Consider the following 14,576-nt stretch of genomic DNA (forward strand, 5'->3'; position numbering starts at 1 on the left):
GACACTTTACAATGTAGATTTCAATCAAAACTTAAGCTTATCAAATGATAATTTGTTAAATAATAAAAATCATCACTTATTTTTACTCCTAAAACTTACGAATAAGTTTTTTCTTTTTTTATATGCAACTTCATTTAACCAGTTTCACTCTCTTTTTCTTGTCGTTCTGTTGTTGTGATTGCATATGTCTTTCCATCTTTATCTACTAAAGCACTAGAAATAATATGAATATCTATAATAGAACCATCTTTTTTTAAGCGATTTGTTTTGTATGTTTGAAGTATTTTTGAACTGCAAAGTTGAGCTATTTTTTTGGTATCTTTTTCTTGCAACTCTTTTGGTATTCTATCTTTTGATTGCATTTTAAGGGCTTCTTCTTCACTCCATCCATAAAGTTTTTGTGCTCCTGGATTCCATGCAATAATTTTCCCACTTAAATCTTCAACAATAATAGCATCACTTGAATCACGCACTACGATTGCTAAACGAGAAAGTTTATTTAATTCGTTTAATTTTATTTTTATATTATGCATCTCTGTTATATCCACAAAAGATATAACAGCACCTTCTATTACATTTTCTAATGTACGATAAGGCTGAATTCTCATCAGATATGATTTTGTATCAATTGTCATAACTTCAATCTCTTTAGGAACCAAGGTATCAAGAACACTTTGAATATCACTAACTAAACTTCTATAATCAATCATATTAGATACAATATGCCCAATAGGACGTCCTATATCTGCTAAAATTAAGTTAATAATACGAGTAACAGCTGGAGTAAAACGTAAAATATTAAGCTTATGATCTACAAAAATAGTTCCTATTCCTGTTCCTGCTAAAAGATTATTCATATCATTATTTGAACGAGATAGATCTGTGACTTTTATATTAAGTTCAGAATTAACAGTTGATAACTCTTCATTAACTGATTGTAACTCCTCTTTTGAAGTTTCCAACTCTTCATTTGTAGACTGCAACTCTTCGTTCATTGATTGTATCTCTTCATTGTAGGACTTTAATTTTTCATTTGCATCTTGTAAGAATGATTTTTGAAGTTGAAGTTCTTGTTTTAGTGATTTTATGTTTATATTTTCATGTAAAAATTTAGTATCAACGTCATCAATAATTGGAAGATTTTCTTCAATAATTTCTTCTTTAGATGTAGATAAATCTTCTTGAATAAGCACAAGATATAAAGGCAGTTCTTGTTTAAATTTTAAGTTGAGATTAATTTCTCGTATAGTTATATCAACTATAATAAAACTTTCATTTGTTTTAATTTTCAATCCATATGTATGCACAATTTGTTTTTTACTTTTTGCTTTTTGAAAGCTAAGTATTAAATCATTTTTCAAACCCTCTTTAGCCATTTTAAAAATATTATTTGTATCTATTTCTCCTGAGGGTAATTCAAGATACATTCCTGCTTTTCCTTGTATATATAAAATATCTCCTTGCTCATTTACAAGTACAGCTGATGGAGCAATTTGTTCAAGGATTGCATTTTCAATTAGTTCTCTAAGGGGTAGTTTTACTCCCGCTGTTAATTTATTTATTTGAGGTATAGAGTTATATCTTTGATTTGAGGGAAGAAGTCGACTTAACATAGTTGTTTTAATATTATTATGATCTTTTTGGCATTCAAAAAGTTTTGATTTTGCGTCTATTACAGTATAAAGATTTTCAAGTTCACCTAAAGTCTCTGAATTGCCAAGAAGAAGAATCCCTTTTGTTTTTAAAGCATAATGAAAAATAGAAATGATTTTTTGTTGCAATTGAATATTCATATAAATCAATAAATTACGACAACTTATTAGATCTAGTTTTGAAAATGGTGGATCTTTAATAACATCATGTACAGAAAAAACAAGCATATCTCGAATGTTTTTATCTATTCTATAACTATTTCCATCGCTATTTTTTATAAAAAATTTTTCTAATCTCTCTTTTGAAACATTAGAATCTATACTCAAAGGATAAATACCAGCTCTTGCAGTTGTAATTGCTGTTTCATCTATATCAGTGGCAAAAATTTGTACTACAAATCTCTCTTTTATTTTTTGCATATATTCCATTATAAGTATAGCTATAGAATAAGGTTCTTCTCCTGTTGAACAACCTGTTATCCAAACTCGTATTATAGAATCTGATGATTTATCTAAAAAAAGTTTTGGAATAGCATTTTTTTCTAAAGAGGCAAAAACCTCTTCATCTCTAAAAAAACTTGTTACTCCTATTAGTAAATCATTAAAAAGAGTAGTAACCTCATCTTTACTTTCTTTTAAATATTCATAATATTCTTCAATAGTGTCAATTTTATTTACAACTAAACGACGCTCAATTCTTCGTCCCATTGTACTTGGCTTGTACATTGAAAAATCGTGGCTAGTTTGACTTTCTAATAATAAGAATATTTTTTTAAAATCTCTTCATCATAAGTAACTATAGGAATTATCGTTTGTATTTTTATATTAGAGTTTGAATACTTTATAATCTTTTTGGCCATCTCATTTGGAGCTAAGATTTCATCAATTATACCTGTTGCTATTGCACTGCTTGGCATTGCTTCAAAATCAGAAGAGTTAATACTTTGAGCGATGACAAAACCATCTACTGCTTTTATAGCTTTTAGTCCTTGAGTTCCATCATGTCACATTCCTGATAAGATTATACCTATGGCTTTATTTTGTTTATCAATGGCAAGGGAATTAATTGGTAAATGTAGTCATTTTCTTTTAGGAAGTTTATCAAGATAAAGAATTCCTTCTGATAGTTTCATATCATAATTTGGAGGGATGACATATACACAGTTTTTTTCAAATATCACTTGCTTTATATATAGTACTAAAATGACCTTTAGCTATTTGATGACCTAAATAATAAGTTACATTTTTTAATGTTGAACTTTTAAATGGTGCTTGATTATTTTCAGCAATCATTCTTAGACTAATTTTTTTCATAAAAATCCAATTACTTTTTTCTTTTAAAATAGAATAGATAGTTAAAAAGAATATTAATTATCTATTCTATCTTTTATCATTATTATAAAAATCTCAAGAAATAAATCTTGAGATTTTTATTTTTAGAATTTCAACACATATTTTGCTGAAACTACATTATTACTAAAATCTTTTCCTTGTCCTTGGTAATCATATGATACATTGATATTATTTGTTTTATTTATATCCATTTCATATCCAATTCCAGCTTCATACGACCATCTTCCATTATCTATTCCATCTGTCCCAAAGTTAACTCCTGTTGCTCCTTCATAAGCTGAAGTTACAGTTTGGTTTTTATCATGTAAATCATATCCTACATTTAAATTTCCAACTATTTTTGAATCATCTGTTAATTTATAATGTGCTAATGTTCCGAACCCTACAATTAAATCACTTGATGTAAATTTATCAACATTTAAATTTAGTGCATCTGCTCCAGTTTCATTATATGCTGGATTTGTAAAATGTCTATATGTTGTATTTACTAATGGTTGTAATAATAAATCTTTATTTACATTCACATCTCTCATTAATTTTAAATCTAAAGATGCTGTTTTACTTGTATATTTTGATTCTGCTATATCTCCTGTAAACACTGCTCTATCTGTTTGTGTTTTTTGCCAAGCGTATCCAGCTTGATACAAGAAGTTTGTTTTATCATCTATTACAGGTACATTTCCATATATTAATGTTGTAAATACATCTAAATCTGCGTTTTGATTCATATTATTTACATCAACATTTCCATTTGTATAGAAAAATGCCAATCCTAATTTTTGGTTGTTTTTATATTCTGTATCTGCTCCAAATCCTAACCCATATGTTTTTAAATCAAATCCATTTATACCATCTTTATCATTTTGAGAACCAATTGATCCAAATGGTTTAATCCAAAGATTATTTTCACTAAACATTCCATCACCTGAGTTCATACCACCAGAAGAAATATTTGCATTTTGTCTTTGAGTTACTATTCCTGCAATTCCATTTGAAATTTGCGTTGTTGCTCCAACTGTTGCACTTGTTGCTACAGGAGTTGTACTTTGAGTTGCATTTGCAACTGCACTATCTGTTGAAAGTTTATTAAATGCGCTTTGTATTGCTAGATTATTATTATAAACATTTTGTAGTGCTACTGCCGCATTTTGTGAGTTTTGATTTCCATTACCTGCTATTGTTGATGATACTATTGTTTTATCTGTTCCATCTTCATTACTAGCTTTTACTACATCTAAATGAATTGCTCCGGCTTCTTCATTTATCCAGTCATCTGAAGTTTTATATTCAAAATTCAGTAAAGCAGAATTATCTGTTACATTTAATTTTCCATTTATTGTCAATGCTGTACTCGCTGTTACTACATTCTCTAGTCTTTTTCCTGCTAATAATGATTGATTTGTTGAACTTTTTAATACATTTACATCTAATGTTGAACCATTTTCAAATATTGCACTTTCTGTAGTTAATTGTGAATAAGTTGTTCCATTTAGTGTTCCATCTGTTTTTAATCCAATACTCAATTTAGCATTTTCGTTATTTGTAAAGTTTTCGATATTAGCGCTATCTTCACCAGTTGCATTATATGCTAATTCAATTGTTCCTATATTTGCAACTGAACCCTCCACTTTCATATTACCTTTTAGAGTCCCACTGTTAATTACAGTACTAATGATATTTAATGAATAAGCATTTCTATCTAGTTCATCATTTATATATGCTTCTATAGTACCATAATTTTCAATTCTACTTATTCTTCCATCTATGCCAGAAGCACGATAATAACCATAAATATGATTTATGTTTTTTATTTTAGCATTTGCTGTGATTGTTCCTTCATTTATAATTTCAGAATTATTACTTTCAGCAGTATCTCGGTTAACATGAATAGCTTTTGCAAGAACCTCACCATAATTATATGAATTAGTATCTGCTAATACTTTAATTTCTCCTGTGTTATTGATTGAAGAATTCTTAAAATCATCCTCTATTTCGATACCATATGCTAACACCTCTTCTGAGTCTTGTGTAGCGATTGTTGTTATATTCATCGAACCAGTATTAGTATTGTTAATTGTCGAATCTGTTATTATTCCTTCAACATATATACCATAAGCTTCACTATTACTACTAATCTCAAAAGTGCCATTGTTTGTTATAGTTGAATTGTCAAGATTTATCATAGAAGTATCATCTGACATACGATTTACAACATTAGACCTAATACTCATATAAATACCATAAACATTTGGAGTATTACCACCTGCACTAGAGACAATGATATTTCCATTATTTATAATTTGACTATCTATTACTAAATTATAAAGAGAAATACCAGCAACATTATTTGTACCACTAACTTTGATACCATAGTCATCTTGACTAGAATTGCCAATATTCATAATCATACTCATACCAAAATTATAATCACTAATCTCTGGGTAATTAGTGAAACCAAATGCATCACCGTTTCTATTTTCTACATTTAATTTATCAAGATTAATGGTTATTTTCTGAGTATCATTATCTTTATCATATGATGCTAAATTATAAATGATAATTCCATTTATAGAGTGAGCTTCTCCCATAGCAGAAATATTACTTCCATTTATTGATAATATATGCTTATTATAGCCATTTACCTCAAAAGCAGAACTATCTGCAACAGTTAAATTTTCTATAATAAAAGAGCTACTGTCTTCCATATTTTCATTATAATATGATGTATTACCAGTTACTGATATAGGAATAGAAGGAGTTGCATTTACCACTGTTACTGTTCCCATAAGCATTGTACTTATAATAAGAGAAATTTTTCCACCTTTTAGGATTCGGAATCTTGATTTAAAATCAATATTATCTATATATCTACTAAACATTTATTCTCCGATATTAAAATTATTTGATTGATTGTACTTAACAGAAGTCCCAAAATAATTTCATTTCAAAAAATATTTTAAACATTAGTAGAATAGTTTGCTTAACTTTTTAGACTCGATTTTTTTAATTAAGCTTCAAATTACTATTGTAAATTTAATACCTTGTTTAAAATTTTCAATATCAATTTTTCCATTTAATCTATCATTTATTAACATCTTTACAACGGCTAATCCAAATCCACTACTTTTACCATTTTCTTTTTCTGATACAAAATAATCAAATACGGATTCTATAGGCTTTATTTTGATACCTCCCGCATTATCTACGTATGATATTACGACTCTATCACTGCATTTCTTAAATGAAATAAAGATTTCTTTATTTCTATCATCTATTTCAGAAAATACATCTAGAGAATTATCAACTAATACTAAAAATATATTAGACCAAATATGTTCAAAACTTTTAATCTTTAAATTAGATGGAATATCTAAATGAATATTTACTTTTTTTAATATAATTTTAGAACTTAATATCTCTAAAACATTTTCTATACATGGTATAGGAGAAAAAATTTCCATCTCTTTTTTATTTGAATAATAGTTAGAGAACTCATCTATGGATTTCTTCATTATTTCTATGGAATTTTTAATTAGAGGTAATTTATTTCTAAATGTTGTGTTTAATTCTTTTATATTATGTTCTAATACTGTTTCTAAAAGAGTAATTAATGTTCCTAGTTTGGTTAATGGACTTTTCCATTGATGAGATATATGTCCAATTGCTTGACCTAGAGAACTAAATTTTGATTGTTCAAGTAATAGAATTTTTGCTTTTTTAAGTTCATTTTGTTCAAAATTATTTTTTATAGTTATAGAAATAAGCATAGAAATAATATCTATAATATATGATAATGGAGCTAAATATTTTAATTCCTCATGGTAATTAATTATACCCATTATAGCTAAGCTATTTATTATAACAACTATAAATAAAATTGCATTACCTAATAAATAATATAGAGAACCTTGCTCTCTTTTTAAATACATATAAAAAGCAAGTATAGTTGAATGTATTATTACCATCATTGAATTTAACAATACCAAATAATAGTATTTGTATAAATCATGATTTATAAATTGAGTATAAATTAGAAATAAAAATAAACTAGTAGAAGTTAATAAAAAAAATAATGAAGAATAAAAAAAATTTCTATATCTATTATTTAATTGAAAAAATGTTATTGAAAATAAAGATATAAAAAAAGCCCCTATTGTTGTAGCATCCCAAGCAATTGCTGTAATAAAATTTAAATTTAAATTTAAATTCAAAAAATAAAGAATGCCGTTAAAACTATATTGGTAACTAAATATTGAAAGAGTTATCATACAAATAATAAGATATTCGATTTTTTTGTATGTAAAATATTGTAAAACATTAAATATTAGAAAAAGTATTAACATACCACCAAATATTCCAAATAAAAAAATAATCTTAAATTCTTCATTTGTGAATTTTTCTATACTTGAAACTTCCCAATTTAAATTATTTACAAGATAATTATCTAATTTTGATATTATTGTTATCTCTTCATTAGGTTCAAATTTTAAAATGAAACTTGAATACCTGTTAATCAATTCCCTTAAATTTTGTTCTCTTAAATCACCTAAAAGTAAAATCTTATCAAGTTTATTATTTTTGATTATATAAACATCGATTTTATTCATCCCTGATAAATTGTTATATATCACTAATTCTTTAAAATCATTTGTATCATTTTTTATTATTAATTTTGTCCAATAAGTTTTATTAGAATTTTTTAAATTCTTTTTTTCTAATGAAAAAATATCTTTTTTATCTATGATATCTTGATAAGTATAATTTTCATCAGTAATATAAGATATATAATCTACGGACTGGTTAGTTTCAATATTAGAAATATTCAATGTTTCTGAATATGTAAAGCTTATAAAAAATATTATATATAAAAATATTCTCATTATTAAATTTCTTTCCTAAAAGAATAACCTAAACTTTGTATATTTTGTATATTGTCTTTACCTATTTTAAGTCTAAGTCTGTGTATTATATTTTTAATAGCTTGTTCACTTTTTATTTCATTAGGAGATAAATGAGATTGTATTGTTTCTATCGAAATTATTGAATTTGGATTATTTAATAACAATTCTAATAGAATAATTTCACTCTTTGATAGTTTATATTGAGTATTCTTTTTATTATTGATAAGTTCTTTTGTTAAAAAATTATAGTTAATATCATAATTAATCTGGAAATCATTAAGACTTAATTTATCAATTCTTTTTAGCATATTTTTTAAACAATCAATTAATTCGTTATAGCTAATTGGTTTTAAGAGATAATTAGTTAGTTCTAAATCTATTAATTTTATTAATTTCTCTTTTTCATAATAATTACTTATTATTGTTACTGGTATATTATAATTATTTTTTCTAAGATATCTACAAAATTCTTCACCATCCATAATTGGCATAACATAATCACTAATAATCATATCAATTTTATGGGATTTTAATTTTTCTATTCCTTCCATACCATTTTTTGCTAAAATTACTTTTTTGAAAAAAATTGATAAAGTTTGATATAAATTATCTTGTAATTCTTCATCATCTTCTATTAATAGCATGGACATTTTTTTTAATATTTTTAAATTTAAGTACACTTTTTCTTCTTTTATTTTTGTAATTACGATTCAAATGGGATATACAACTATATGATTAACTTTAATCTAAGATTTTTGATTTTAGTATTAAGATATTTCAAAATAGTTTCATTTCTTTGTTTGTCTCAAATTCATATTCTTTATTATTTTTAATTCTTTCACTGATAATTTTCTTACAACCAAAAAATATTTCATATTTATTATTTGATTTATATTTTAAATTATAACTTAATACATATTCTATTTTATTCTATAGTAAACTCCTATCTAAAACCAAAACCTTTGCTTCTGCATTATTAAAAAATCTGTTTCTACCTTTTCTAACTGCTTTAATACTAAAAATATCATAATCAACATCAAAAATCTTAATTGTTGCATCAATAATTGATAAATCTTTATCCAATGACAAAATTAATTGTCTGTAATAGATTATATCGCCACAAAGTTCGGCTTTTTTTAACCAATGCAGAAATAACATGAGTGTCAGCCATAATAAATATCCTTTAAATTTGAGAAAAGAGAAAGGAATTTTAGATACTTTTTTGTGCAAGTGCTAAATAATATCGAAAAAATTAATTTATATCAAACACTAAACAGCCACTTTAAATTTATAGAATCTTTTTTAAAATTATTATTCAAAATAGGAAAAGTAAATGCAATTTAATCAAGTATTAGAGAATGTTACAACTTATGAAGCTGGAAAACCAATAGAGTTAGTTGTTAGAGAATTTGGAGTAAATCCAAAAGATGTTATAAAATTAGCTTCAAATGAAAATCCTTATGGAACTAGCCCAAAAGTTGTTGAAAAAATCAAAGGTTTAGTTCAAAATATGTTCATTTATCCTGATGATTCAATGTTTGAATTAAAAGAAGCTCTTGCAAATAAATTTGATTTAACAAGTAAACATGTAATTATTGGTTCGGGAAGTGATCAAATTTTAGAATATTGTGTTCATGCAAAATGTGAAAAAGGTTCAAAAATCCTAATGGCAAAAACAACATTTGCTATGTATGAAATTTATGGAAAACAAACTGGTGCAACAATTATTAAAACTCAAGATGATCAACATAATCTTGAACAATTTTCAAAATTATATAAAGAACATGGTGCTGATGTAATATTTTTGTGTTTACCAAATAATCCATTAGGTGAATGTTTAGATAAAGATGATGTTTATGCATTTTTAGAAACTATTGATAAAGAAACTTTGGTTGTAGTTGATGGAGCTTATCAAGAATACGCAGCATTTAAAGATGAGAAAAAAAGAATAGTTCCAAAAGATTTAATTGCAAATTTCCCAAATGCTATTTATTTAGGAACTTTTTCAAAAGCTTATGCCCTTGGTGGAATGAGAGTTGGATATGGTATTGCTCAACCTGAAATTATAAATGCCTTTTATAAATTAAGAGCTCCTTTTAATATTACAACTTTAACACTAGCAGCTGCAATTGAAGCACTAAAAGATGAAGAGTTTGTTAATGCTTGTATTGCAAAAAACTTTGAAGAGATGACAAGATATGAAGATTATGTAACTTCAAGAGGATTTGAATATATACCTTCGTATACAAATTTTATAACAATTAAATTTGGTGATAAATTTGTATCAAAAACAGTTGCACAAAAACTTCTTGAAAGAGGAGTGATTGTGAGAGATTTAACTGGATATGGACAAAATGCAATAAGAATTACAATAGGAAGAAATGAGCAAAATACAAAAGTATTTGAACAGTTAGACGAAGTATTAGAAAAATTAAAATAAAGAGGATGGATTTTTCATTTCATTATCTTTTGGAATAATACTGTCATTAATCATCAGTTCAAAATGATGGATTATTTTATAGATAATGCAAGTGAAATGGTTTTTCTAAAATTAAATCTAAATTTTTAGTTTACCACTAAAAGGACACTATGAATTTATATAATTCTTTATGTTGAAAAAATATGGTTAAATATATTCATCCTAATATTAAACTTTTATCTTTTCAATTACTCCCTACTTGTTTTATAGACATTTGTCTATGTTAAAGATTTCTTATTGTATTTTCTTAAAAATATTATTATTTCTCAATACATAAGAAATCTTTTTCTATTCAAAATATTTAAGTTAATTCATATTTAATAAATTTTTATAGAACAATATCTAAATTTAAAGTGAGATAATAATATGCCCAAAGTATACCTAACAGGCGCAGGACCTGGAGATGTAGAACTTCTAACATTAAAAGCAGTTCGAGTAATACAAAATGCAGATGTTCTAATCTATGATAGATTAGTAAATCCAGAAATTTTAGAATTAGCAAAAGAATCATGTGATTTAATTTATGTTGGAAAAGAAGATAAAAAACATACTCTTCCTCAAGAAGCGATAAATGAATTAATTTATCAAGCTTCTTTAAAATATGAAAATGTAGTAAGACTAAAAGGTGGTGATCCTTTTGTTTTTGGTCGTGGTGGAGAAGAAGCTCTTTATCTTTATGAACGAAATATTAAATTTGAAATAATCCCGGGAATCACTTCAGCAATTGCAGTTCCAGCATACGCAGGAATTCCAGTAACCCATAGAGGAATAACAACATCTTTTAGAGTTGTAACTGGTCATGAAAATCCAAAAAAGAAAATTTCTCAAATTGAATGGGAAACATTTTTAAATGATGAAACAATTGTTTTTTTAATGGGTTATCACAATATTGAGTTAATTTCTTCAAAATTAATAGCTTTAGGCAAAAGAAAAGATTATCCATGTGCAGTTATTTCAAAAGGAACAACAAAAGAACAAGAAGTAGTAGTTGGAACTTTAGAAGATATAACAAACAAATCAAAAAATCTTCCAACACCAGCTATGATAATAATTGGTGAAGTTGTGACATTAAGAGAACAAATTAGGTGGTTTGATTAGATTTAACTTTTTACTATAACAAATAAGAAGAATTTTTCTTCTTATTTATTTAACTCTACAACATTTAAATATTCTTTAAATGTATTTTGTTTTAAATTATCTGTTTCATAAGAGCTAATTAGTTCGCTAACAAAATTTACTAACTTATCTGCTTGGATTTTTACATCTGTTTTATGTGCAAATCTACTTCCTTCTACACCATGAAGTTGTCCACCTAAAATAACATCATAACCGTCAACTCTATTTCCTTCTTCATCTCTAACTTTTGTTCCAACAAAACCAATATCAGAAATTTGAGGATGAGAACAAGCATTCCCACATCCTGAAATTGCCATAGTAATATTTTCTTTAAAATCAGGAAATTTTTCTTCTAGTTGCGTTACCACAACTTTTGCAAACTCTTTAGTTTCAGTAATTCCAAATTTACAGAATTCTTTACCTGTACATGATTGAAGTCTTGCTCTAAAAGGAGTTGGTTTATATGGATAACCTAATGCTTCAAATTCATCTGCTAAAGCTTGAGCATCTTCATCATTTACACCATATACTATAAAATTCTGAGTTGGAGTAAGTGAGATTCCCTCTACCTTATATTTTTTACAAATATCACTAATTTTTTGAAAATCTTCACCCGCAACTCGTCCTGAATTTGTTGCAAATCCAATAAAAGATTTTCCTTCTTGTTTTGCTTTATGAATTCCGAAATGATTTCTCTTTTCAAAAGGAGTAATTTTAGGTTCAATAGTTCCAATTAGAAGTTTATATCCTAATCTTGTTTCCATTTCATCCACAAATTTTTCTAATCCCCACTCATTTATTAAGTGTCTTACTCTTGCTTTATTTCTATTACCTCTATTTCCATAATCTCTAAAAATTTCAGCACAAACTACTGCTACTTCAACTACTTGCTCAGGTTTTACATATCTACTTGCTCTATAAGCAATTTGTTTAGATTTTGACAAACCTCCACCAAGAGTTAAATCAAATAATATTTCGCCATTTTCATATTTAAAAGCCGTAAAAGCCACATCTTGTATCTCATGAGCAGCTGTATGTCTTTCACAACCAGAGATTCCAACTTTATATTTTCTTGGAAAATTACAAAATCTATCATCATTTTTATCAAAATATGAATTTAAATCTTTAACCAAATATGAAGTATCAAGTATCTCTTGGGGGTCAATACCAGCTACTGGAGATATCATAATCGGTCTTGGACCATCACCTGAAGCCATTCTTGAAGTTAATCCAACTGATTGTAATAATTCAAAAATTGCAGGCATATCTTTTATCTCAATATAATGAAATTGAATATTTTGTCTATTTGTAATATCAACTAAACCTTGAGCATATTTTAAACCTATTTGTGCCAGAACTTCTAATTGTGTCAAATTAATTTTTGCATCAATTATTTTAATTCTTTTCATAAAATATTTTTTATCTTCTAAACCTTGAGAATTAATATGTGGATACATTCCATACCACTTTAACAAGCCTATATAATCATCAGTCAAGGGAATTCCCTCAACTGCTTCCTTATAAATATCTTCTATTACTCTTAATGGATTTCTAGATGCTTTTAATATTTCTAAAGGAGATAATTCTTTTTCTATCATATTTTTTCCATTTAACCAACGAATACTCTAGCAGAGTCAAAAAATGCATAATAAGCTGTCATAACAGCCGACATTATAAGCAAAAACCAAATTGTGTAATACATATCTTACCCCTTATTTACCAGTACCAACAAGTTGATACTGTTTATAATTATCTGAGCTATTCATTTTTAATCCATTTAAATCTTGATTAATTTTATAAAAATTACTAGCTTCATTTTGTTGAACTTTCAAACCATTAAAAGTTAAAATACCTAATATTGATAATAGTAATACAACTGCTACTAACATACCTGTAATACCATTTAATTTAAAGATTCCTCTTTCATTTTCGTTCATTTGTGTATTTCCAGCCATGTTACTCTCCTAAACTTCTTAAGTATGTTGCTAATGCTTTTTCTTGAGTTTCATTAAGTCTTCCATTGAAGCTAGGCATTGCTCCAATAGCACCTTTTTTACCATCTTTTAAAACAGCCATTACTAAAGCATCATCATAAGCTCTGATATTTGGAGCAACTGCTTCCATACCTTTTCCATCTTCACCATGACAAGAAGAACAAGTAGCAAATGATGCAGGTTGTTCACCTTTGAATCCACCAGCAACATATTCAGCAACTGCATTAATATCTGCATCTTCTGTTAACATCATTGGAGGCATTCCAGCTGGATATGTAGAAGTTAAGTTATTTGCACCATTTTTAATAACATAAACAACTTGCTCTTTAGAAACTCTTTTTGTTAAGTTTTGAGCTTTCCCATCTATTCCTTCAGCATCTACACCATGACAAGGTGCACATTGTACTAAGAAAGTAGATTGTCCCATAGCTTTTAAAGTTTCATCTGATGGATTTTCCCATTTTTTCTCAAATTTCGCATTATATTCTAATGTCTCTTCATTCCATTGACCAATTTGTGAAAATCCATTAATTGGGTAACCAACTGTAAAATACCAAAACATCCAAATAATAGCACCTGTAAATGCTAAAGCCCAACCAGTTGGAACATGATTTTTATATTCACCAATTCCATCCCATTTTTCTTCAGCTAAATCACCGCTTGCTGTATCATTTTTCATTTGATTAACATATTTCAATGCAACGAATACAGTAATTGTAATAATAGCTACTGCACCTAACATTGTTAAGCTGTTAATATAATCATCACCATTAAAAGCATCACCTGCTGCAAAGTAAGTTCCTGCTAATAAAGCGATGATAAGAATTATTCCACCTATAACCATAGACTTCATCTTATTTCTCCTTATTATCTATATCTTTATCATTTTTTCTTTCTTCAAGAGGAGCTGAAACACTTGAATCATCATGTACAAGTTTTGAATATTTTTCAAAATCTCTCTCCCCTGATTTATCCCTTTTATAAATAGAATAAGCATAAGAGTAAAATATGATAAACACTGCTAAAACCAAAAAGAATTTAGCATATCCTTGCACTGTTAAAAGTGTTTCATAATCCATAA

12 protein-coding genes and 1 pseudogene are annotated in these 14,576 nt (G+C 26.7%); 2 read left to right on the top strand and 11 right to left on the bottom strand.

The window, feature by feature from the left end:
• Window positions 1–134 precede the first annotated feature (134 nt).
• The 7 genes and pseudogenes from ASUIS_RS09905 to ASUIS_RS09930 all read right to left on the bottom strand — a co-directional run bounded on the left by ASUIS_RS09905 (window position 135) and on the right by ASUIS_RS09930 (window position 9,064).
• The gene (locus ASUIS_RS09905; RefSeq protein ID WP_118886975.1) at window positions 135–2,378 is read right to left on the bottom strand and encodes a CheR family methyltransferase; all 2,244 of its coding nucleotides are present in this window, start codon (window positions 2,376–2,378) and stop codon (window positions 135–137) included.
• A gap of 26 nt (window positions 2,379–2,404) precedes the next feature.
• Window positions 2,405–2,644: pseudogene (locus ASUIS_RS09910) on the bottom strand (chemotaxis protein CheB); the annotation flags it as partial.
• A 178-nt stretch (window positions 2,645–2,822) separates the two neighbouring features.
• A complete protein-coding gene (locus tag ASUIS_RS13720) occupies window positions 2,823–2,966 on the bottom strand; it encodes a hypothetical protein (protein ID WP_153801682.1) in 144 nt (47 codons plus the stop codon).
• A 122-nt stretch (window positions 2,967–3,088) separates the two neighbouring features.
• The gene (locus ASUIS_RS09915) at window positions 3,089–5,884 is read right to left on the bottom strand and encodes an autotransporter family protein (RefSeq protein ID WP_118886977.1); all 2,796 of its coding nucleotides are present in this window, start codon (window positions 5,882–5,884) and stop codon (window positions 3,089–3,091) included.
• Between the two features lie 135 nt (window positions 5,885–6,019).
• Window positions 6,020–7,885 (bottom strand): sensor histidine kinase, encoded by a 1,866-nt coding sequence (locus ASUIS_RS09920; RefSeq protein ID WP_118886978.1) that lies wholly within the window; start codon window positions 7,883–7,885, stop codon window positions 6,020–6,022.
• Between the two features lie 2 nt (window positions 7,886–7,887).
• Window positions 7,888–8,550 carry a response regulator transcription factor gene (locus ASUIS_RS09925; protein ID WP_192894500.1) on the bottom strand — a complete coding sequence of 221 codons (663 nt, stop codon included), beginning with the start codon at window positions 8,548–8,550 and terminating at the stop codon, window positions 7,888–7,890.
• 286 nt (window positions 8,551–8,836) lie between these two features.
• Window positions 8,837–9,064, bottom strand: coding sequence for a hypothetical protein (locus ASUIS_RS09930; RefSeq protein WP_118886980.1), 228 nt, complete (start codon window positions 9,062–9,064; stop codon window positions 8,837–8,839).
• 175 nt (window positions 9,065–9,239) lie between these two features.
• Between ASUIS_RS09930 and hisC the strand changes: the two genes are divergently transcribed.
• Both hisC and cobA read left to right on the top strand, forming a co-directional pair.
• The gene (gene hisC, locus ASUIS_RS09935; protein WP_118886981.1) at window positions 9,240–10,346 is read left to right on the top strand and encodes a histidinol-phosphate transaminase; all 1,107 of its coding nucleotides are present in this window, start codon (window positions 9,240–9,242) and stop codon (window positions 10,344–10,346) included.
• A gap of 405 nt (window positions 10,347–10,751) precedes the next feature.
• Complete coding sequence (gene cobA, locus ASUIS_RS09940; protein ID WP_118885510.1) at window positions 10,752–11,483, top strand: uroporphyrinogen-III C-methyltransferase; 732 nt, start codon at window positions 10,752–10,754, stop codon at window positions 11,481–11,483.
• Between the two features lie 41 nt (window positions 11,484–11,524).
• On the opposite strand, the gene ASUIS_RS09945 is transcribed toward cobA, so the two are convergent.
• From ASUIS_RS09945 to ASUIS_RS09960, 4 genes are all read right to left on the bottom strand, one after another.
• Window positions 11,525–13,099: a nitrite/sulfite reductase gene (locus tag ASUIS_RS09945; protein WP_226799887.1), complete on the bottom strand. Its 1,575-nt coding sequence runs from the start codon at window positions 13,097–13,099 to the stop codon at window positions 11,525–11,527.
• Between the two features lie 114 nt (window positions 13,100–13,213).
• The gene (locus ASUIS_RS09950) at window positions 13,214–13,456 is read right to left on the bottom strand and encodes a DUF4006 family protein (RefSeq protein WP_118886982.1); all 243 of its coding nucleotides are present in this window, start codon (window positions 13,454–13,456) and stop codon (window positions 13,214–13,216) included.
• Window position 13,457: 1 nt separating this feature from the next.
• Window positions 13,458–14,348: a c-type cytochrome gene (locus ASUIS_RS09955; protein WP_118886983.1), complete on the bottom strand. Its 891-nt coding sequence runs from the start codon at window positions 14,346–14,348 to the stop codon at window positions 13,458–13,460.
• A 1-nt stretch (window position 14,349) separates the two neighbouring features.
• Entirely contained in the window at window positions 14,350–14,574 is a 225-nt protein-coding gene (locus ASUIS_RS09960) for a cbb3-type cytochrome oxidase subunit 3 (protein ID WP_118886984.1), read from the bottom strand.
• Window positions 14,575–14,576 lie beyond the last annotated feature (2 nt).

The sequence above is a fragment of the Arcobacter suis CECT 7833 genome, from assembly GCF_003544815.1.
Lineage (GTDB): Bacteria > Campylobacterota > Campylobacteria > Campylobacterales > Arcobacteraceae > Aliarcobacter > Aliarcobacter suis.

Bases quoted from the DNA above. Each gene is read 5' to 3' on its own strand.
- ASUIS_RS09905 (WP_118886975.1), bottom strand. From the start codon at position 2,378: ATGTACAAGCCAAGTACAATGGGACGAAGAATTGAGCGTCGTTTAGTT.
- ASUIS_RS13720 (WP_153801682.1), bottom strand. From the start codon at position 2,966: ATGAAAAAAATTAGTCTAAGAATGATTGCTGAAAATAATCAAGCACCA.
- ASUIS_RS09915 (WP_118886977.1), bottom strand. From the start codon at position 5,884: ATGTTTAGTAGATATATAGATAATATTGATTTTAAATCAAGATTCCGA.
- ASUIS_RS09920 (WP_118886978.1), bottom strand. From the start codon at position 7,885: ATGAGAATATTTTTATATATAATATTTTTTATAAGCTTTACATATTCA.
- ASUIS_RS09925 (WP_192894500.1), bottom strand. From the start codon at position 8,550: ATGCTATTAATAGAAGATGATGAAGAATTACAAGATAATTTATATCAA.
- ASUIS_RS09930 (WP_118886980.1), bottom strand. From the start codon at position 9,064: ATGTTATTTCTGCATTGGTTAAAAAAAGCCGAACTTTGTGGCGATATA.
- hisC (WP_118886981.1), top strand. From the start codon at position 9,240: ATGCAATTTAATCAAGTATTAGAGAATGTTACAACTTATGAAGCTGGA.
- cobA (WP_118885510.1), top strand. From the start codon at position 10,752: ATGCCCAAAGTATACCTAACAGGCGCAGGACCTGGAGATGTAGAACTT.
- ASUIS_RS09945 (WP_226799887.1), bottom strand. From the start codon at position 13,099: ATGATAGAAAAAGAATTATCTCCTTTAGAAATATTAAAAGCATCTAGA.
- ASUIS_RS09950 (WP_118886982.1), bottom strand. From the start codon at position 13,456: ATGGCTGGAAATACACAAATGAACGAAAATGAAAGAGGAATCTTTAAA.
- ASUIS_RS09955 (WP_118886983.1), bottom strand. From the start codon at position 14,348: ATGAAGTCTATGGTTATAGGTGGAATAATTCTTATCATCGCTTTATTA.
- ASUIS_RS09960 (WP_118886984.1), bottom strand. From the start codon at position 14,574: ATGGATTATGAAACACTTTTAACAGTGCAAGGATATGCTAAATTCTTT.